Consider the following 18,918-nt stretch of genomic DNA (forward strand, 5'->3'; position numbering starts at 1 on the left):
CAATTCGACAACCGTCAGACGATTCGTGTCTCTTCCCCGTCACCGAAGAGAGCCGGGCCGTTCTGGTCGATGATCTGATGCGCCTTGCGGAAGGTGCAATCAAGCGCATCGTCGAGCGAGGTGAAGACATCAGCGCGGATGAACTTCCGTTCGAGATCGCGACCATCCACGGTCTGCACGATGCGGCCGGCAAGACGATACTGGCTGCCTTCGCGCAGGGGTTCGGCGTGGATGACGCAATCCTTGTAGGTCTGCGGCTCGGCCATGGGCTTGGCAGGGCTCTCGGACGAGGCGCCACCGGTGAAAAAAGAAAGGATGCTGGACAGGATCGACATGCGTTTCCCCTAGCACAGGGAGGAACGACGCGGAAGAGCAGGACGGGTGGCTTTCCGCCGGTGACCGGCGTGCTAAGCTCCACTGCGGCGAGCAAACACGACCGTGGAGAAGGAGATGCGGAGCTTCATGGGCATAGCGCTTGCGTTCATCGCGGTTGCGGTCGCAACACTCATCGCCGTCTACCGAATGCCCCCGGCGCTTGCATTGGAGGGCAAGGCACGCCTCGCTGCCGACACGCCCCCCGAGGAGGTGGAATCACGGATCGCGGAGGACGAGGGCAAGGTGGGCGTCATTCGCAAGGGCCTCGCCAAGCAGATCGTCTGGGCCGACCCCGCGCGTCGCGGCAAGACGCCGGTCAGCATCATATACGTACATGGTTTTTCCGCCTCACCCGCCGAGGTTCGTCCCCTGCCCGATCTTGTGGCAAAGGCGCTCGGCGCCAATCTCTTCTTCACCCGTCTGGTCGGCCACGGCCTCGACGATCCCGACGCGCTTGGCCTCGCGACAATCGAGGACTGGACGGGCGATGTCGGCGAGGCGCTGGCCGTGGGACGCCTGCTCGGCGAGCAGGTCGTGGTCATCTCGACGTCGACGGGTGCCTCGCTTGTCACCTGGGCGCTCGCCCGGCCTTCTCTTTCGGATCAGGTGGCGGCCGCGGTGTTCCTCTCGCCAAACTACGGCGTGCAGGCTTCCGGCAGTTTCCTGCTGAGCGGGCCTTTTGGCACGCGACTGGCACGGCTTCTGCTCGGCGAGCGACGCAGCTTCCAGCCGGTCAGCCCGCTCAACGCCCATAACTGGACCACCGACTATCCGGTCGCCGCGCTCATTCCGATGGCACAGTCGGTGCGTCTGGCGACCCATAGCCCGGTCGAGGCCATCCGCATTCCCGCACTTTTCATCCAGTCGCCTGAAGACAAGGTCGTGCGGCCGGATCGGACAGCGGCCGTCGCCGCCCGTTGGGGCGGCCCTCACCGCTTGATCGATCCCGGCCCGACCGGCGACGCCAACAATCACGTGATCGCCGGCGACACCTATTCGCCCGAAACCACCGAACCCATCGCCCGGACAATTCTCGACTGGCTCGGCCAGCAGGGCATCAGATGATCAGATTGGCAAGGATCTCGTTTTCGGTAATGTCCTCGAAGCCCAGCCCTGCCTGATCGAACCGCTCGAACAGGGCTGCGAAATTCTCGCGCTTGCCGGTCTCGATGCCGATCAGGATCGAGCCGAAATTTCGCGCCGACTTCTTCAGATATTCGAAGCGGGCGATATCATCCTCAGGACCGAGCAGGTTGAGGAAATCGCGCAAGGCGCCGGGGCGTTGCGGCAGGCGCAGGATGAAGTATTTCTTGAGGCCCGCATAGCGCATGGCGCGTTCCTTGACGTCGGGCAGACGCTCGAAATCGAAATTGCCGCCCGACACGACCGCGACGATCGTCCGGCCGCTCAGCGCCACGCGGGGCAGCAGATCGAGGGCCGCCAGCGCCAGCGCGCCCGCCGGTTCCAGCACCACGCCCTCGACATTGAGCATGTCGGTCATCGTCACGCAGATCGCATTTTCAGGCACGATCAGCACCTGATCCGGCCGGAAGCTCTTCAGCGCCTCGAAATTGTGATCGCCGATGCGGGCAACGGCGGCGCCATCGACGAAATTGTCGACCTTGGGCAGCGTCACGACCTTGCCGGCCTCGAGGCTCTTCTTCAGGCTGGGCGCCCCGGCCGGTTCGCAAAAGATCATCGCCTCGGGCGACACGCGTCCGGCCATGTAGCCCGTCATGCCCGAGGAGAGCCCGCCGCCACCGACCGGCATAACCACCAGATCGGGAGCGACCCCATCGGGCAGTTGCTGCATGACCTCGGCGGCAACGGTCGCCTGTCCCTCGATGATATCAGGATGGTCGAAGGGCGGCACCATGTGGCCGCCGATGGCCTCGACATGGTCTCGGGCAGCCGCATAGCACTGGTCGAAGATGTCGCCGACCAGACGGATGGTGATGAATTCGCCGCCGAAGATGCGGGTCTTGTCGATCTTCTGCTGCGGCGTGGTCACCGGCATGAAGACCACGCCCTCGACGCCGAAATGGCGGCAGACATAGGCAAAGCCCTGGGCGTGATTGCCGGCGGAGGCGCAGACGAAGGTGGTGCCGGAGGGGCTGTCGGCAACGATCTTGCGAAAGAAATTGAAGGCGCCACGGATCTTGTAGGAGCGGACGGGCGTCAGGTCCTCGCGCTTCAGATAGACATTGGCGCCGTAACGGGCGCTCAGATGGTCGTTGAGCTGCAGCGGTGTTTCGGGAAAGAGGCCGCGCATTGCCTCCAGCGCTTCGTCGACTTGACTGGCGGTCACGTCAGCCTCCGTTGAATTTTGAACCGAGCCCCGCTATGGCATACACATAGGGCGGAGACAAAGCCTCTTTGCGCCGCAACAGACGGAAGACCTTGCTTGAATACCAATCTGCTCCGCTCCGTCGTCTACATCGCGGCCCTTTGCGGGCTCTACCTCTCCACGGCCATGCTGATCCCGGCCATGGTGGACCTCTATTATGGCGATGCCCACTGGTCGGTCTTCACCGTCTCTGCGGCCATGGTGGGCGGGCTGTCGGTCACCGCGGCCATGGCGACGCGGGGCCCGCCGCCTGCCTTTTCCAAGCGCATGGGCTTCCTTCTGGTGAATGTGCTCTGGGCGACCTTCTCGCTCATCGGTGCCATCCCGATCTTCTTCTCCGAGCTCGAACTCACCTTCGCCCAGGCATTGTTCGAATCGGTCTCGGCCATCACCACGACCGGGTCCACCGTTCTCGTCGGGCTTGACGACATGGCGCCCGGTCTGCTCGTCTGGCGTTCGCTGCTGCAATGGCTAGGCGGCATCGGGATCGTGGCGCTCGGGCTGTTCGTTTTGCCGTTCCTGCGGGTCGGAGGGGTCTCGTTCTTCAAGATGGAATCCTCCGACATCGGCGACAAGCCGTTCGCGCGGATTGCGACCTTCACCCGAGCCTTTGTCGCCATCTATGTGGCGATCACGCTCATCTGCATGATCGCCTACGACGTTTTCGGCATGAGCCATTTCGACGCGCTCAATCACGCCCTGACCACGATCGCGACCGGTGGCTTCTCCACCCATGACGCGTCCTTCGGCTATTTCAACAGCTACGCGCTGCGCTGGATCGCGACCTTCTTCATGACGGTCTGCAGCCTGCCCTTCTCGATCCTGATCGTGTTTTTCATCAAGGGGCGCCTCGATGCGCTGCGCGATCCCCAGATCCTGGTCTTCCTCGGCTATCTTGCCGCCTTTGCCATCGCTGCTGCGCTCTATAACCACCTGCGCAACGGTGTCGATCTGCCGCTGGCGCTGTCACATTCCTTCTTCAATTTTTCGTCGATCCTCTCCACCACCGGCTATGCCAGCGAGGACTATACGCTCTGGGGGCCCTTTGCCGTCGCAGCCGCCTTCTTCGCGACCTTCATGGGCGGCTGCTCGGGTTCGACCGCCGGCGGCATCAAGGCCTACCGCTTCGTGATCCTGTTCAACATCATCCTGACCGGCATGAAGAAGCTCATCTATCCCAACGCGGTCTATTCCGTGCGCTACGGCAACCAGATCGTCGATGCAGACACCCAAAGGGCCGTCTTCCTCTTCTTCAGCGCCTATACCTTCATCTGGGTTGTCGGAAGCCTCGCCATGGCGCTTGCCGGATATGAATTCGCCACCGCCTCTTCGGCCGTGATCACGGCGCTCTCGAATGTCGGCCCCGGCATCGGACCCCTGATCGGCCCCGCCGGCAACTTTGCCATGATGGCCGATCCGGAGCTCTACATCCTGTCGCTCGCCATGCTGCTCGGCCGTCTGGAAGTGCTGACCGTCATGGTCCTGCTCGTCCCGATCTTCTGGCGCTCGTAAGGATCAGGTCAACGTGATCCCGGCAAGCGGAGGCAGCGCTTGACGCGTCGTGCTGGTTCTTTCCACACTCGCGCCATCGCAACGCGGGAGAATCACGTGCCCCTGAAATACCCCGGCCCCATCCGTTCCTTCACCGCCGCCGCTCTCGGCGCATGGCTCGTCGCCTCCACGGCCTCGGCAGGCCCGCTTCTCGACGCAGCGATCGAGGCGGAGCGGCTGGCGGCGCAGAACGACGCGCGCGGCGCCTTCGAGGCCATGCGCTCAGGCCTTGCGGCCTTCTCGCAGACACTGCCGCCCACGGTTCCCCGGGCACTCTTCGTCAGTGACGTGCCGAAAGCCTACCGCGCCTACGCCGCGAAGGCGGAACCGGTCTTCATGACCGGCGAAAAGCTGATCACCTATGTGGAAGTGACCGGCCTCAAATGGAAACCGGCACCGGACAATCAGCGCCAGTCGCACTTCACCGTCGACCTCGAACTGACCAACGACGAAGGCAAGACACTGGCGCTGCAGAAGGAATTTGGCAATTTCACCTTCACCAGCCACTCGGATGCGGTCGAGGTCTATACCCACCTCACCCTCGACGTCGCAGGGGCCAAGCCCGGCGGCTATGTTCTGCGCTATACCATCAACGACGTGATCGCCGAGCGCTCCACCCCGTTCGAGCTGCCCTTCACGCTCAAGGCAAAGGGCTGAACGCGGGTTTACCGCCCCACCCCACCGGCCAGGGCATCAGTTCGCCATGGTCGAACGGTGCGCCCAGCCGGTCATGCGCTTCTCGATGAAGGCCATCAGCGCATACATGGCGATGCCCTCGACCGCGAGCATCAAGAGGCCGGCAAAGACCAGTGGCACGTTGAACTGGCTCTGGGCCGAGCTCATCATGTTGCCGAGGCCATAGTTGGAGGCGACCGTCTCGGAGACGACAGAGCCGACGAAAGCGAGCGTGATCGCGATCTTCAGCGAGCCGAAGAAATAGGGCATGGAGCGGGGAATGCCGACCTTCAGCATGATGTCCATCTTTCGCGCGCCCAAAGCCCTGAGCACATCCTCGGTTTCCGGCTCGATCGTGGCGAGGCCCGTCGCGACGTTGACGACGATCGGGAAGAAGGAAATCAGGAAGGCGGTCAACACCGCCGGCACGGTACCGATGCCGAACCAGATGACGAGGATCGGGACGAGCGCTACCTTGGGTATGGCGTTGAAGCCGATCATCAGGGGATAGAGCCCGGCATAGATGGTCTTCGACCAGCCGATGAAGAGGCCGAGACCCAGGCCTGCCACGACTGCGATCAGGAAGCCGAGCGTCGTGGTGTAAAGCGTCTGCAGCGAATTCTTCCAGATCGGCGACCAGTATTGGATGATCGCCTCGAAGACACGCGTCGGCGCCGGCAGCAGCGTCTGCGGCAGGGCAAAGACGATGACGGAGAGCTCCCAGACGACGAAGAGACCGAGCGTGTAGAGAATGGGGGCGGCGCGCACCCAGTTGATCCGCTGCATCAGCGGCTTCACCACCGGCCGGGTCGGAGCCGTTTCGATTGTCACACTCATGCCACCACCCTCGCCTTCGCGATCTCGCCATGCAGGACATGCACCATGTCGTTGAAGGCATTGTCATAGGTCAGTTCGATGTCGCGCGGCCGGGCGAAGGGCACCGTGTGTTCCTTCACCACCTTGCCGGGCCTTGCGCTCATCACAAAGATCCGGTCCGCCAGGAAAACCGCCTCGCGCAGGTCATGGGTGACCAGCACGATCGTCACGCCCTGGGCTGCATGCAGATCGCGGATCACGCACCAAAGCTCCTCGCGGGTGAAGGCATCGAGCGCGCCGAAGGGTTCGTCGAGCATCAGGAGTTCCGGCTCGTGAATCAGCGCCCGGCAGAGATTGGCGCGCTGCTGCATGCCCCCCGACAGCTGCCAGGGGAATTTCGAGCCGACCCCCTTGAGGCCGACGATCTCCAGCAGGTTCTCCGCCTTCTCGATGTATTCCTTCTTGTTCGCCCGCAGACGATGGCGATGCCGATCGACGATTTCGAGCGGCAGGAGGATGTTTTCGAGCGTCGTGCGCCAGGGCAGCATGGTCGGGTTCTGGAAGGCCATGCCGACGATCGAGACCGGTTTGGTCACCTGCTGGCCGGCGACGATGACGACACCGGACTGGGGAATATGCAATCCCGTCACGAGCTTCATCAGGGTCGACTTGCCGCAACCGGAGGGCCCGACGACGGCGGCGAATTCGCCCTTGTCGACCCTGAGCGTCAGGCCGGAGACGGCCAGCGTGCCGTCCGCGCCGCCATAGCGCATGTCGACATTGTCGATGGAAACGAGATGAGACATTGGGGCTCCGGTCAAAATGGGATTTCCCAACCTCCCTTGAGGGGGAGGCCGCTGCGAACAGCGGGTGGGGTGGTCTCGCGAAAGGTCACCCCACCCCGAACCAAGGGTTCGACCCTCCCCCTGAAGGGGAGGGTGAGGTCGTTACGGCAGCATCCGCTCTTCCTTGGCGGGCAGGAAGCTTGCGTCGAAGACCTGCTCGGCGGTGACATTGCCCTTCAGCCCCATCGACACCTTCAGCGTCTCGATCGAGGCGGCAAGCCGCTCCATGTCGACGGTGCCCATGCCGTTTTCGACCACGTAAGGTGTCTTGATGTTCATGGCATTGGCCATATCAAGACGTTCCTTCTCGATCTCGGGATTGAGCGTTTCGTTGCGCTTCAGGACGGCAGCCACGCCCTCTTCCGGATTGGCGACCGCGTCGACAAAGCCTTTCGTCAGCGCCTTCAGGAAGCCCTTGACGGCCTCGGGGTTTTCGGTGGCGAAGTCGGTATTCACCAAGACGCTGTTGCCGTAGAGGTTCAAGCCGTTGTCGGCCATCAGGATGGTGGCGATGTCGTCGGCCGCGATCCCCTGCGCCTTCAGGTTCAGGATAACCGAGAAGGCGAAGCCGAAGACGGCATCGACGTCACCCTTGGCGAGCATCGGCTCGCGCACCGGGAAACCGATGCTCTCGATGGTGATGCCGCTGTCATCGATGCCGGCAGCCTGCTTGAAGGCCGGCCACTGGGCAAAGGCGCCATCCGGCGGCGGGGCGCCGAGCTTCTTGCCTTCCAGCGACTTCGGGTCTTCGGTCACGCCAAGCGACTTGCGACCGACGACGGCAAAGACCGGCTTCTCATAGACCATCATGATGGCCTTGACCTTCTGGGTCGGATCCTCATCGAGGAACTTGATCACCGAATTGATGTCACCGAAGCCCATCTGATAGGCGCCGGTCGCCACCCGCGGGATGGCCTCGACCGAGCCATTGCCCGAATCGATCGTTACGTCGAGCCCCTCGGCCGCAAAATACCCCTTGTCCAGCGCCAGAAGGAAGCCGGCTGCCGGGCCTTCATATTTCCAGTCGAGGGTAAACTTGATGGCGGTCTCGGCATGGGCTTCGGAGACCGGCAGCGTCACGCCGGCCATCAGCCCGGCTGCGAGAACGGCCGCCGAAAAGAGACGTCTTGATATCATGGAATTTTGCTCCCCTTGTTTTTGATGTGTCCATCAAAGCAGGAATCAAAGAGGCCGGAAAGCGGAAAATGCTCAAACTTTCGTCAATTGTGGATATGCACAATTTTGGCGCACCGACATCGCAGCTCCCTGATTGCGGCGACACGCCCGACAGGTCGCTTGAGCGCATGGGTGCCAGGAAGATGCAGAGGGAGGGTTGGTGCGGACGGCGGGGATCGAACCCGCATGACCTAAGGCCGAGAGATTTTAAGTCTCTTGCGTCTACCAGTTTCGCCACGTCCGCGCGGGCCCTGTTTCGATCAGTTCGACGGACGCGTCAAGGGCAGGCAGGGCCGTCGGCGTGCCACCCCGTGTCATTGGTCACTTAGCTCGCGCGGACATCGGTGAATTCCACGCCGAGCACGCGTTCCTTGCGCCACTTGACCGCGCAGTCATGCGTGCCGTCATCGAGGCGCAGGCGGAAGTGAGGGGGAATGTGGGCTGTCGTCTCGGAGATGACCTAAGCGCCAACAGGCGAGAGATTGCGAATCCTGCAGTCGAAGGTGGTGCAACCTCCCGCAAGGATGGCTCGGCCCGCTTTCAGGGCCCTCGGGCGGAGTTGGTGACGGCGTGCTGTCTGATTCGTCACACCACCGAAGCGATCGTTGCAAATACATCTCGCATTTTACCGATCACGGACCGAAAACCAGAGCAGGCACGAAAAGAGGCGGGGCCTGCGCCCCGCCTTTGATGATTGTCAATTCTGTGCCGGTCAGGCCAGCTTGGCAGCCAGCTTCGCCACATGCGCGCCTTGGTAGCGGGCGGCTTCCAGCTCGATCGCGGAAGGCTGGCGCGAGCCGTCGCCCTCGGTGATCGTGGAGGCGCCATAGGGAGAGCCGCCCTTGACCTGCTCGACGCCCATCTGGCCCTGGAAGGCGTAGGGAAGGCCTGCATAGAGCATGCCGTGATGCAGGAAGGTCGGGATGAACCCCATGATCGTAGTTTCCTGGCCGCCATGCTGGGTCGCGGTCGAGGTGAACATCGAGCCGAGCTTGCCGGTCAGCTTGCCCTGCGCCCAGAGGCCGCCGGTCTGATCCCAGAAATTGCGCATCTGTGAGGCGACCGTGCCGTAACGGGTGCCGGCGCCGACAATGATCGCGTCATACTGGTCGAGTTCGGCCGGGTCGGCGATCGGGGCTTGCTGGTCCATCTTGTAATATGAAGCCTTGGCGACATCATCCGGCACCAGTTCTGGAACGCGCTTGACGGTAACGTCGGCGCCGGCAGACTTTGCGCCTTCGGCAACGGCATAAGCCATAGTTTCGATGTGACCGTAAGCCGAATAATAGAGAACCAGTACCTTGGCCATGTCGTATCTTTCTTTGAACATGCGGCCTCGCCGCGCTGTGGATGGGCGATAGGTATCGCATTTCGGCGATCCGACCAGTCACACGCGAGGGAACGCACTGTTCAATCATTCACCACCTTTACTTCTCTTCACCGACACAAAACGGTAACGTCTTTCCGCCCCGCCTGCCTCACCCCATAGGACCTGATCCATGACCTCGACGATCCAGACCGCAGCGATGCTCGCCATCGGCGACGAACTCCTGTCCGGCCGCACCAAGGACAAGAATATCGGCCATCTCGCCGACCTGCTCACCGTCGCCGGCATCGATCTGAAGGAAGTGCGAATCGTCGCCGACGAGGAGGATGCGATCGTCGAGGCGCTCAACGCGCTCCGGTCGAAATACACCTATGTCTTCACCTCGGGCGGCATCGGTCCGACGCATGACGACATCACGGCGGATGCCGTGTCCAAGGCCTTCGGCGTTCCCTGCCTGCATGATGCGGATGCCATGAAGCTGCTCGGCGACATGTATGCCGGCCGCGGGCTCGACTTCACCGATGCCCGCCAGCGCATGGCGCGCATGCCGGAGGGCAGCCGCCATATCCCCAACCCGGTCTCGACCGCGCCCGGCTTCATCATCGGCAATGTGCATGTCATGGCCGGCGTGCCGCAGGTCTTCCAGGCGATGATGGCGCATGTGATCGGAACTCTGCCGGCCGGCCAGCGGGTTCTCTCCCGCTCCATCCCCTGCCCCTTCGGCGAAGGCGATATCGGGACGGCACTCGGCGCGATCCAGAAGGCACATCCGGACACCTCGATCGGTTCCTATCCGCATTTCGACGGCATTCGCTTCTCCACCGAGCTGATCGTCAGGGCCCGTGACCAGGCCGTGGTCGACGCGGCGGCCGCCGATGTCGAAGCGATGATTGCCACCCTGCGCTCGGAAAAGGATGCCGCCGCCAAACGCGATCTCGGCACCGGCGAAGTGGCCTGACATCCCGCTCCCCACTTGACCGAGGTCAAGGCGGAAGCACACACTGCAGCCCATACTTGTCTTGTGCGGACGATGAATAAGGGCCGCGAGAGGAGACGACCATGGGCTACCGGACACTGCTCGCCATATTGGACACCCCCAAAACCACCAGCCAGGTGACGGACTTCGCCGTCTCCATCGCCAACCAGTTTGAGGCGCATGTGATCGGCGCCCATGCCGAAGCCGTCGCCATGGTGCCGTTGGTCGCGCCGATGGAGATCCCGGATCCCGCGACGGTCCAGGCCTTGCAGGAAATGGCCCATCAGGAAACGGAAAGCGTCGAGAAGATCTTTCGTGAGGTCGGCACCCGCGAGGGGCTTTCGCATGAGTGGCGCAGCTTCGTCACATCCTCCGGCTTCAATTCGGCCTCGCTGATCGACAGCGCCCGCAGCGTTGATCTCGTCATCGCCGCCCAGAGTGAAACCGGCATGCTGTCGGAGACCCGCTCGGAGCTCGAAAGCTTCCTGTTCGAAAGTGGCCGGCCGGTCCTGCTCATCCCGCATATCCTGAAATCGCCGAAGCCGATCCGCCGGGTGCTCGTCGCCTGGAACGGCTCGCGGGAAGCCGCGCGGGCGACCTTCGACGCGCTCCCCTTCCTGAAAGCGGCCGACATGGTCGAAATCTTCACCGTCGATGCGAGCGACAATGCAGGCCACAGCGCGCCGATGGCAGGGGCCGAGATTGCTGCCTCGCTTGCCCGGCACGGCATCAAGGTCACGCTGACAGCGTCGGAAAAGACGGGTCTCGATCCGGCAATCGCAATCGAGAATCGTCTGTCGGACAGTTCCATCGATCTCCTGGTCATGGGCGCCTATGGCAACAAGCGCTGGTGGGAAATGCTGTTCGGCGGCGTCACCCGCACATTGCTCGATTCGATGACGGCGCTGACGCTGCTGTCGCGCTGATCACGCGCCGATGCTTGCGGGAACACGGGCCTTGCCAGAGGCTTCGGATTCCCGCTAATAGCAACGGCCAAAGACTGGAGCCCTTCGAGGACGAGCTTCGCGCGGTATCTGCCGCGCGAAACGCGTTTCAGGACCGCGCACATGGCGGCCCGCCCAAGGATCCGGTCCATGGCGCCGCAGTCCGGCGCGGACGATATCATCCAGCCAGCGGAGCCCTCTTCCCATGTCTCTTCCCGATAAAGCCTTCCCCGTCTCCTGGGACCAGTTTCACCGCGATGCCCGGGCGCTCGCCTGGCGCCTTGCGGGCATGGGCCAGGACTTCCGTGCCATCGTCTGCATCACCCGCGGCGGCCTCGTGCCGGCGGCGATCATCTCGCGCGAACTCAATATCCGTCTGATCGAGACGGTCTGCGTCGCCTCCTATCACGACTATGTCAACCAGGGCGAAATGAACCTCCTGAAGGGCATCACCGCAGAACTCATGGTCAATGGCGGCGAAGGCGTGCTGGTCGTCGACGACCTGACCGACACCGGCAAGACCGCAATCGAAGTGCGCGAAATGATGCCGAAGGCGCATTTTGCCTGCGTCTATGCAAAGCCGAAGGGCGTTCCCACCATCGACACCTTTGTCACGGAAGTCTCCCAGGATACCTGGATCTATTTTCCCTGGGACATGGGCTTCACCTATCAGGAGCCGATCGCCAAGGGCTCCAAGGGCTGACAGGCGAAACGTCCATCCCGATCTCGCTAAAGCCCGCGCCATGGCCGCGGGCTTTTTCATGCCGTCCGAGCCTGTCGGCGCGCCATCCGTTGTCTGCGTGATGGAACAAAAGGCGCCGCTCGACCGTATGGCATGAGTATCCCATCCCTCAAGATCGAGATCGCCATGGCCATTCATTCTCCGCCCGCTGCCGGCAACGCCTATCCGTTTTCGGCGCTCTTTGTTCCTTTCCCCTTCGTCTGCTTCACGCTGACGCTGATCACCGACATCCTCTACTGGCGGACAGCGCATCTGATGTGGAGCAACTTTTCCGACTGGCTCCTGTTCTTCGGCCTCGTCTTCGGAGCGCTTGCCGTCATCGCTGGACTGATCGACCTTGCACGTCCGGCGACACGGGCGCTGCGCCCGCGCTGGCCCGCCTCGCTGGCCTTCATCGCCATTCTGGTCCTCGCGATCATCAACAGCTTCATTCATGCCGGCGACGGCTGGACCGCCATCGTGCCCTACGGCCTCATTGCCTCGTCCGTCACCGTGATCGCCATGATCGCCTGTGTCTACCTTACGGCCGACCAGCGCGCCGCCGATGCCTGGAGAACTCCATGACCCGCCTCACCCTGCGCCACGCGGCGCTTGCCTCCACCGCCGTCCTCGTCCTCGCGCTCGCCGGCTGCAGCGACGACAACGGCGATTTCGACATCACCAGCCAGATCGGTCCCGATCCCGTTCTTCCCGAACCAAGCCAGTCCCTCGTGCCCGATCTCAAGGTCGCCGAAGTCGTTGGCTGGAACGAGGACGAAACGCCCGATGTCGCGGAAGGCTTCACCATCACAGCCTATGCCCGGGATCTCGCCAATCCGCGCACCGTCCACACGCTGCCGAATGGCGACGTTCTCGTCGTGCAGAGCAAGGCACCGCCGGGCAAGCCGGTCGAGCGGCCAAAGGATGTCATCCGTGGTTTCATCATGTCGATCGCGTCCGGCAGCGGCGGGGGCGGCAAGCCGACCAATCTCATCACGCTGTTGCGTGATACCGACCGCGACGGAACCGTCGATGAACGCCACGACCTGCTGCAGGACCTGAATTCGCCCTTCGGCCTCGCCTTTATCGACGATACGCTCTATGTCGCGGCCGCTGATGCTGTGCTTGCCTATGATTACCAGCTCGGTCAAAACGAGATCACGACGCCGCCGCGGGTTCTGTCGCCCCTGCCTGGCGGCCCGATCAATCACCACTGGACCAAGGATCTGGCGCTCAGCCCCGACGGCCGCTTCCTTTACGCTTCGGTCGGGTCCAATTCGAATGCCGGCGAACGCGGGCTGGAAGCCGAAAAGGGCCGCGCCGCCATCTGGCAGATCGACCGGGAAACCGGCGCCTCGCGCATCTACGCCTCGGGCCTTCGCAATCCGAACGGCCTGACGATCAATCCGGAAAGCGGTGCGCTCTGGACCGTCGTCAACGAGCGCGACGAACTCGGGCCCAATCTCGTTCCCGACTACATGACCTCCGTCCAGGACCGCGGTTTCTACGGCTGGCCATGGAGCTATTACGGCCAGCATGTCGACCCCCGGCTGCATCCGCCGCGCCCCGACATGGTCGAACAGGCAATCAAGCCGGATTATGCCCTGTCGAGCCATGTGGCCGCGCTCGGCCTCGCCTTCTCGCTCGGCATGGCGATGCCGGCCGATTATGAAAACGGCGCCTTTGTCGGCAATCGTGGCAGCTGGAACCGCGACCACTTCAACGGCTACAAGGTCCTTTACGTACCTTTCGAGAACGGCATGCCGTCGGGCGAAGCCCGCGACGTGGTAACTGGCTTCCTCAACCCGGATGAAGAAGCCCGCGGCCGCCCCGTCGGTCTCGGTTTCGATGGAACCGGCGCACTCCTGATTGCCGACGATGCCGGCAACACGGTCTGGCGTCTTGCGGCAGAAGGTGCAAACCCGCTCGCCGAACCTGTCGGCACCGACCAGATGCCGGAGGGTTCCCCGGTCGCCCAGACACAGGCGACCTCTGCGGATGCCACCGAAGCCCAGCCGGGCGACAGCGTTCAGCCGGCCACGCCAGCCACCCCCGGCACGGCCCCTGCAGACGATCCGGCGGCGGCTCCGACACCGGAAGGACCAGCCGATCCGGGCAATGGCACGCTGGCGCCGCCCTCGGTCACACCGCCACAAACGGATGTTCCGGCCACAGGACCGGAAGGCGCCGTGCAGGACGCACCGGCCCCGGCACCGGATGAGCCCCAGCCTGCGCAACCCTAAGCCGCCCGGCTGCAACTCGAAGACATGAAGCGACCCTCCCCGTCATCCGGGGAGGGTCTTTCTGCTTTGGCGACCTGGTCGATTTCAGGCCGGGATCCGCTTGTCGTAGTCGGCCTTCAGGCGCAGCCATCCGTCCCAGAAGGGTTCCGGCCGGTCTCCCCGCAGCTTGGCTGCGAGAATGTCGAGATGCATGTGCCAGCCGGCCCCGACCATCAGCAGGTTTGCCCGGTCCGAGATCCGCCGGTGTGTGATCTTGAGCAGAACCGCATCGCCTTCCGGATGAAGGTCAAAAGAGACCTCACCGGTGTCACCCCAGGTGAAGACCAGCCGCTTGTCCTTGTGCACCTCCAGCACCCGGCTCTCCATACGCATTTCCTCTTTGAAACCCTCGGGACGTGCGCCGGGCGGGTCGGTCAGTTCGTCATTGCGCCAGACAAGTTCGAACGGGGTGCCCGCTTTCGCTTCCATCACGCCGTCAGCCAACCAGAGCCGGCGCTTGTCGGCATCGACCAGATAGGACCAGATCCGCGAAGGTGGCCCCGGCAGGCGGCGCTCGATCACCAGCGTCGCCGGTTCCGCCACACGTCCATAAGTGTCCATTTCCAGTAGTTCCGTCATCGTCATTCTCCATCCTTGTTGTTGGGAGATGCGGCGTCCTCCGCTTGGAGAAGCCGTTCGAGAACGTCCAGCCGGCCGGTCCAGAAGTGCTCATAGGTGCTCAGCCACCGGTGAGCGCCGGATAGCGGCCCTGGATCCAGGTGGCAGAGATGGGTTCGTCCCCTGATTTCCCGCCGCACGAGCCCCGCCCCTTCCAGCACCTTCACGTGCTTGGATGCGGCCGCCAGTGACATGGCATGGGGTTCCGCCAGTTCGCCGACGCTGCGAGCGCCCTGCGACAGGTCGAAGAGCATCTGGCGACGGGTTCGGTCGCCCAGTGCGTGAAAAATCGTATCGAGGATCGCGTCTGTTTGCTCAACCATGTGGTTGAATATCTATCGCGATGCGCCGATTGTCAACCACTTGGTTGAGTATTTCGTCACATCATCAATACGCCGCCGACGATGAACACCAGAAAGACCGTGACGATCGCCAGGGACCACCAGGACAGCACACTGCCACTTCGGGGGCCCGGATGATCCTTGTCCCGATAGCCGGTGTTCCGGTCTCCGTCATGCCTGATGCGTTCGTCTTCCATGGCCTTCTCCCTTGGCATCGACAGAACATCGCCCTGCCCCGGAGGTTCCGTACGAGGCGCTCTTTCGACGGAACCCGTTGGGCGTGGCTTCCGTTCTCCCTTGGTATCAAGAGAGGGTTCCCATGAACACGCGGTCAAAATTTCACTTGCTGGCACGTGCGGGCTACGGCGCGCGCGGCGTTGTCTTCCTGCTGATTGCGGCGCTTGCCCTGTTTTCCAGCGTTGCCGGCGGCAGACCGGACACCCAGTCTGCACTGACTGCACTCCTGCAGCAACCGTTCGGGCGGATCTGGATCGGGTTGATCGGACTGGGGCTTGCCGGCTTCGTCATCTGGAGGCTTGCCCAATCGCTCGCCAATGCCGATGGCCAGGATGATGACCTGAAGGGCTATGTAATCCGTGCAGCCCTCTTCGGCAGCGCCATCACCTATGCGGGCCTTGCCCTTACCAGCCTGACGATGGCCTTGCACATGTCGAGCGGCGGCGGATCCGGTGGCGAAGAGGGGCTGGCCGCCTGGGTTATGGCCCAGCCTTTTGGCCGCTATATTGCCGGTCTCATCGGCCTGGGCTTCGTCATCGGCGGCATCATCACCGCATTGAAGGGCATCAGGCGCAAATTCGGGCGCTATCTGGCGCTGGATGCAGACAAGAACACCCCCGCCGTCCTGATTTCGATCTATGGCCTGGTCGCTCGCGGCGCGGTCTTCGGCATAATCGGTGTGTTTTTCCTCTACGCGGCCTTCACCGTCGATCCCGATCAGGCGGGTGGGATGGCCGATGCGCTGGCCTGGGTCCAGCGGCTTCCTTTCGGCGGCGTCATCTACGCCATCGTCGCGGTTGGTCTTGCTGCCTTCGGCATCTACAATTTTGTGGAGGCGCGCTACCGCCGCATCAACGTGCCCGAGGTTGGCGACATCCGCCGAGAGCTTCCGCTTGGTCGTGCAAGCTGAACCGACAGACGGTCGCCAATGGTCTCGGCGGCCGTCAGTGCAGATCCTGCGACGGCACGATTGTCACGCCCGGCGCCGATGATATGGCGGCGGCGAGCATGGCGCGGGCGATCGCTTCAGGCGGGTTCGCCTTCATCGACAAGGGCAGAAGCGGCCCCAACACGGAAAGCACTTTGCCCGCCCATTTCTCCACAGGGCGCGGCTCGGGACGAGGGCCGTCGATCAGGCCGGGTCGCACCAGGACCGTTCGCTCGAACCCGAGGCCCAGAATGTCCTGTTCGGTCTCGCCTTTTACCCGACTGTAGAAGAACCACGATTTCACATCAGCACCTTTCGCCGAATTGAGCACGAAGGTCCGGGCGCCATGGGCCTTCGCAAGTCTGGCGATCTCGAGCGGAATGTCATGGTCGACCCGATGGAAGCGCTCGCGAGATCCGGCTGTCTTGATGGTCGTGCCGAGCGCGCAGATTACAGCATCGACAGTCCAGACTGCGGGATCCTGCGGAAGCGAGTCGAAATCCAGGACCGGCGCCGACAGACCCGGCCGCGACGGCAGTGGTCGCCGGGTCGGGGCGGTCACCGCAGTGATCCGCGGATCGGCGAGCGCCGCCTCGAGAACATGGCTGCCGACAAGTCCGGTAGCGCCCAACAACAACAGATGCATGATCTCGTATCTCCTCAATCCAACGACTACGCACGCCAGCCTGCCAGACAGAACAAGGCCGACGCTAAGTCCAATGCCCAGCCATCCTGCCCTTTCCATCGCACAAACGAAAGAAGCGCCACACGGGTGTGACGCTTCTGCTTCGCGAATTAGCGAATTAGCGAATTAGCGAATTAGTGACAAGCCTCAGGCCGCCGCGCGGTAACCTGCGCTGCCAGCGGACGCGCCGCCTTCCAGCTTGAAGCGGGCGAGCTGCGCCTGCAGCTGGCGGGCTTCGCCGGCGAGAACCTGGCTGGCAGCCGTGGTTTCTTCGACCATGGCGGCGTTCTGCTGGGTCATCTGGTCCATGTGATTGACCGAGGTGTTGATCTCGCCGAGGGCTGCCGACTGTTCTTCGGCCGCGCGGGCGATCGTCACGACGTGGTCGTTGACGCGGTTGACCAGCGATTCGATCTCCTTCAGCGCCTCGCCGGTGGAAAGCACGAGCGACACGCCGCCCTTCACTTCCTCGGCCGAGGTGTGGATCAGCGTCTTGATCTCCTTTGCGGCATTGGCCGAGCGCTGGGCCAGTTCACGCACTTCCTGGGCGACAACGGCGAAACCACGGCCGGCTTCACCGGCACGGGCGGCCTCGACGCCGGCATTCAGCGCCAGGAGATTGGTCTGGAAGGCGATTTCGTCGATGACCGAGATGATCTGACTGATCTTCTGCGAGGACTGCTCGATCCGGCCCATGGCGTCGATCGCGTTGCGGACGATATCGCCCGACTTGCCAGCGCTCGACTTGGTCTCGTCGACCATGTGCGAGGCTTCCTTGGCGCGCTGGGTGGAGGTCTTGACCGTGGTGGTGATCTCCTCGAGGGCTGCGGCGGTCTCTTCCAGCGAGGCTGCCTGCTGCTCCGTGCGGCGGGCGAGCTGGTTGGCGGCCGAAGAGAGTTCGCCGGAATTGCCGGTGATCGTGCCGGCGGCCGTCAGGATGTTCTGCATGGTCTGGCGAAGCACCGCCATGGTCTGGTTGACGTTGCCCTGCAGTTCGGCAAAGGCGCCCTGGAACTGGCCGTCCATGTCATGGGTCAGGTCGGCATCGGCAAGTGCTGCGATGACGCGGCGGACTTCGCTCACGCCGCGGTCGACGCTTTCGACCAGCTCGTTGACCGAGCCCGCGAAGCGCTGCAGATCGGCGTCGTCATAGGTCTTGGAAATACGCTTGGAGAAGTCGCCGGCTGCTGCTGCCGCCACGATATCGCTGATCGAGGTCTGAAGATCCTTGCTCTGGGCATGCAGAGCCGCTTCCTGCGTTTCCATGGCGCGCATCTGCGCTTCATTGGTGCGGAAGACTTCGAGCGCGCGCGCCATCTCGCCGATTTCATCCCGGCGCTCGGTGCCGTCAATCGCGTCGCCGACCTTGCCGGAGGCCATTTCGGTCATGACGGCCGTCAGGCTGCGGATCGGATTGACGATGCCGCGACGGGCCAGCAGGAAGCTGATCGCAACGCCTGCGACGATGCACACGCCGGCGGTGATGATCTGCACCAGCATTGTGAAGCCGGAAGCGGCCAGCGCATCTTCACGCGAAGCCTTCAGGCTTTCGGCAGACGAGGTCGAATACTCCTTGACCACCGACGTCACCGTCTTCTGAGCCTCGAGCGCCTTGTCGAGCTCGGCCTTCATGGCTGCGAGGTCCTGGCCGGCAGGCGTGGCGGCAACGGCCACCATGGCGCGGATCTGGTTGAAATAAGCATCGAGCGCGGTCCTGGTGCGGTCGAGGATCTGTGCCTCGGCCGGGCTGGCCGTGGTCGCGATCTTCGGCAGGCGGGCGAGCATTTCGGCCGCGCGCTTGTCGGTCTCGGCGGCAAAATCGGCGGCCTTTTCCGGCGCAAGCGCCAGCTGGTAGGTCATGCGGGAAATCGCGATGATGTCGACACGCAGGTCCATGGCCTCACGGGCGACCTCTTCGCGTGCACCGGTATCCTTGAGGGCAGAGCCCAGGGAGGACAGGCCGCTTGCACCGACCGCCGCAATCGCCGCAGCAGCGACGCCCATCAGGACGACGACGAGACTGACTTTCTTCAAAATGGATAGATTGGCAATAGACATGGAAAGCTCACTCCGC

Annotated in this window: 20 protein-coding genes and 1 tRNA gene; 9 read left to right on the forward strand and 12 right to left on the reverse strand. The window is 63.1% G+C overall.

The window, feature by feature from the left end:
• Positions 1 to 14 precede the first annotated feature (14 nt).
• Positions 15 to 335 (reverse strand): HlyU family transcriptional regulator, encoded by a 321-nt coding sequence (locus tag LJE98_RS17050; protein ID WP_229576411.1) that lies wholly within the window; start codon positions 333 to 335, stop codon positions 15 to 17.
• A 115-nt stretch (positions 336 to 450) separates the two neighbouring features.
• On the opposite strand from LJE98_RS17050, the gene LJE98_RS17055 reads away from it, so the two are divergent.
• Entirely contained in the window at positions 451 to 1,440 is a 990-nt protein-coding gene (locus LJE98_RS17055) for an alpha/beta hydrolase (RefSeq protein ID WP_229576412.1), read from the forward strand.
• Here LJE98_RS17055 and ilvA read toward each other — a convergent pair.
• A complete protein-coding gene (ilvA, locus tag LJE98_RS17060; RefSeq protein WP_267499108.1) occupies positions 1,433 to 2,647 on the reverse strand; it encodes a threonine ammonia-lyase in 1,215 nt (404 codons plus the stop codon). The two genes, LJE98_RS17055 and ilvA, sit on opposite strands and share 8 nt — an antisense overlap.
• A 132-nt stretch (positions 2,648 to 2,779) precedes the next feature.
• On the opposite strand from ilvA, the gene LJE98_RS17065 reads away from it, so the two are divergent.
• A complete protein-coding gene (locus tag LJE98_RS17065) occupies positions 2,780 to 4,234 on the forward strand; it encodes a TrkH family potassium uptake protein (protein ID WP_229576414.1) in 1,455 nt (484 codons plus the stop codon).
• Between the two features lie 96 nt (positions 4,235 to 4,330).
• Positions 4,331 to 4,930, forward strand: a complete 600-nt coding sequence (locus LJE98_RS17070) for a hypothetical protein (protein WP_229576415.1) — start codon at positions 4,331 to 4,333, stop codon at positions 4,928 to 4,930.
• A 36-nt stretch (positions 4,931 to 4,966) separates the two neighbouring features.
• Here the strand turns inward: LJE98_RS17070 and LJE98_RS17075 are convergent, their stop codons facing one another.
• The 5 genes from LJE98_RS17075 to wrbA all read right to left on the reverse strand — a co-directional run bounded on the left by LJE98_RS17075 (position 4,967) and on the right by wrbA (position 9,094).
• Positions 4,967 to 5,785 (reverse strand): ABC transporter permease, encoded by an 819-nt coding sequence (locus LJE98_RS17075; RefSeq protein WP_229576416.1) that lies wholly within the window; start codon positions 5,783 to 5,785, stop codon positions 4,967 to 4,969.
• Positions 5,782 to 6,570 (reverse strand): ABC transporter ATP-binding protein, encoded by a 789-nt coding sequence (locus tag LJE98_RS17080; protein ID WP_229576417.1) that lies wholly within the window; start codon positions 6,568 to 6,570, stop codon positions 5,782 to 5,784. The genes LJE98_RS17075 and LJE98_RS17080 overlap by 4 nt, the downstream gene beginning before the upstream one ends.
• A gap of 141 nt (positions 6,571 to 6,711) precedes the next feature.
• A complete protein-coding gene (locus LJE98_RS17085; protein ID WP_229576418.1) occupies positions 6,712 to 7,746 on the reverse strand; it encodes an ABC transporter substrate-binding protein in 1,035 nt (344 codons plus the stop codon).
• 197 nt (positions 7,747 to 7,943) lie between these two features.
• Positions 7,944 to 8,029 (reverse strand) — tRNA-Leu (locus LJE98_RS17090).
• A gap of 468 nt (positions 8,030 to 8,497) precedes the next feature.
• Positions 8,498 to 9,094 (reverse strand): NAD(P)H:quinone oxidoreductase type IV, encoded by a 597-nt coding sequence (gene wrbA / locus LJE98_RS17095; protein ID WP_229576479.1) that lies wholly within the window; start codon positions 9,092 to 9,094, stop codon positions 8,498 to 8,500.
• A gap of 190 nt (positions 9,095 to 9,284) precedes the next feature.
• Between wrbA and LJE98_RS17100 the strand changes: the two genes are divergently transcribed.
• The 5 genes from LJE98_RS17100 (at position 9,285) to LJE98_RS17120 (ending at position 13,996) form a co-directional block, all read left to right on the forward strand.
• Positions 9,285 to 10,070 carry a competence/damage-inducible protein A gene (locus LJE98_RS17100; RefSeq protein ID WP_229576419.1) on the forward strand — a complete coding sequence of 262 codons (786 nt, stop codon included), beginning with the start codon at positions 9,285 to 9,287 and terminating at the stop codon, positions 10,068 to 10,070.
• 101 nt (positions 10,071 to 10,171) lie between these two features.
• Positions 10,172 to 11,014, forward strand: coding sequence for a universal stress protein (locus LJE98_RS17105; protein WP_229576420.1), 843 nt, complete (start codon positions 10,172 to 10,174; stop codon positions 11,012 to 11,014).
• A gap of 223 nt (positions 11,015 to 11,237) precedes the next feature.
• Entirely contained in the window at positions 11,238 to 11,735 is a 498-nt protein-coding gene (gene gpt / locus LJE98_RS17110; protein WP_229576421.1) for a xanthine phosphoribosyltransferase, read from the forward strand.
• Positions 11,736 to 11,900: 165 nt separating this feature from the next.
• Positions 11,901 to 12,338, forward strand: coding sequence for a DUF2231 domain-containing protein (locus LJE98_RS17115; RefSeq protein WP_420710168.1), 438 nt, complete (start codon positions 11,901 to 11,903; stop codon positions 12,336 to 12,338).
• A complete protein-coding gene (locus LJE98_RS17120) occupies positions 12,335 to 13,996 on the forward strand; it encodes a PQQ-dependent sugar dehydrogenase (protein ID WP_229576423.1) in 1,662 nt (553 codons plus the stop codon). The genes LJE98_RS17115 and LJE98_RS17120 overlap by 4 nt, the downstream gene beginning before the upstream one ends.
• A gap of 84 nt (positions 13,997 to 14,080) precedes the next feature.
• On the opposite strand, the gene LJE98_RS17125 is transcribed toward LJE98_RS17120, so the two are convergent.
• The 3 genes from LJE98_RS17125 to LJE98_RS17135 are packed head-to-tail and all read right to left on the reverse strand — an operon-like array spanning position 14,081 to position 15,191.
• The gene (locus LJE98_RS17125; RefSeq protein ID WP_229576424.1) at positions 14,081 to 14,614 is read right to left on the reverse strand and encodes an SRPBCC family protein; all 534 of its coding nucleotides are present in this window, start codon (positions 14,612 to 14,614) and stop codon (positions 14,081 to 14,083) included.
• Positions 14,615 to 14,616: 2 nt separating this feature from the next.
• Positions 14,617 to 14,976 carry an ArsR/SmtB family transcription factor gene (locus LJE98_RS17130; RefSeq protein ID WP_229576425.1) on the reverse strand — a complete coding sequence of 120 codons (360 nt, stop codon included), beginning with the start codon at positions 14,974 to 14,976 and terminating at the stop codon, positions 14,617 to 14,619.
• Between the two features lie 56 nt (positions 14,977 to 15,032).
• Entirely contained in the window at positions 15,033 to 15,191 is a 159-nt protein-coding gene (locus LJE98_RS17135; protein ID WP_229576426.1) for a hypothetical protein, read from the reverse strand.
• 122 nt (positions 15,192 to 15,313) lie between these two features.
• Here LJE98_RS17135 and LJE98_RS17140 point away from each other — a divergent pair, with 122 nt between their 5' ends.
• Entirely contained in the window at positions 15,314 to 16,141 is an 828-nt protein-coding gene (locus LJE98_RS17140) for a DUF1206 domain-containing protein (protein WP_229576427.1), read from the forward strand.
• A gap of 34 nt (positions 16,142 to 16,175) precedes the next feature.
• On the opposite strand, the gene LJE98_RS17145 is transcribed toward LJE98_RS17140, so the two are convergent.
• On the reverse strand, positions 16,176 to 16,805 hold the full coding sequence (locus LJE98_RS17145) for an NAD(P)H-binding protein (RefSeq protein WP_229576428.1): 630 nt from the start codon (positions 16,803 to 16,805) through the stop codon (positions 16,176 to 16,178).
• Between the two features lie 186 nt (positions 16,806 to 16,991).
• Positions 16,992 to 18,902, reverse strand: a complete 1,911-nt coding sequence (locus LJE98_RS17150; protein WP_229576429.1) for a methyl-accepting chemotaxis protein — start codon at positions 18,900 to 18,902, stop codon at positions 16,992 to 16,994.
• Between the last annotated feature and the right edge of the window lie 16 nt (positions 18,903 to 18,918).

Source organism: Rhizobium sp. 'Codium 1' (assembly GCF_020889605.1).
GTDB lineage: Bacteria > Pseudomonadota > Alphaproteobacteria > Rhizobiales > Rhizobiaceae > Allorhizobium > Allorhizobium algae.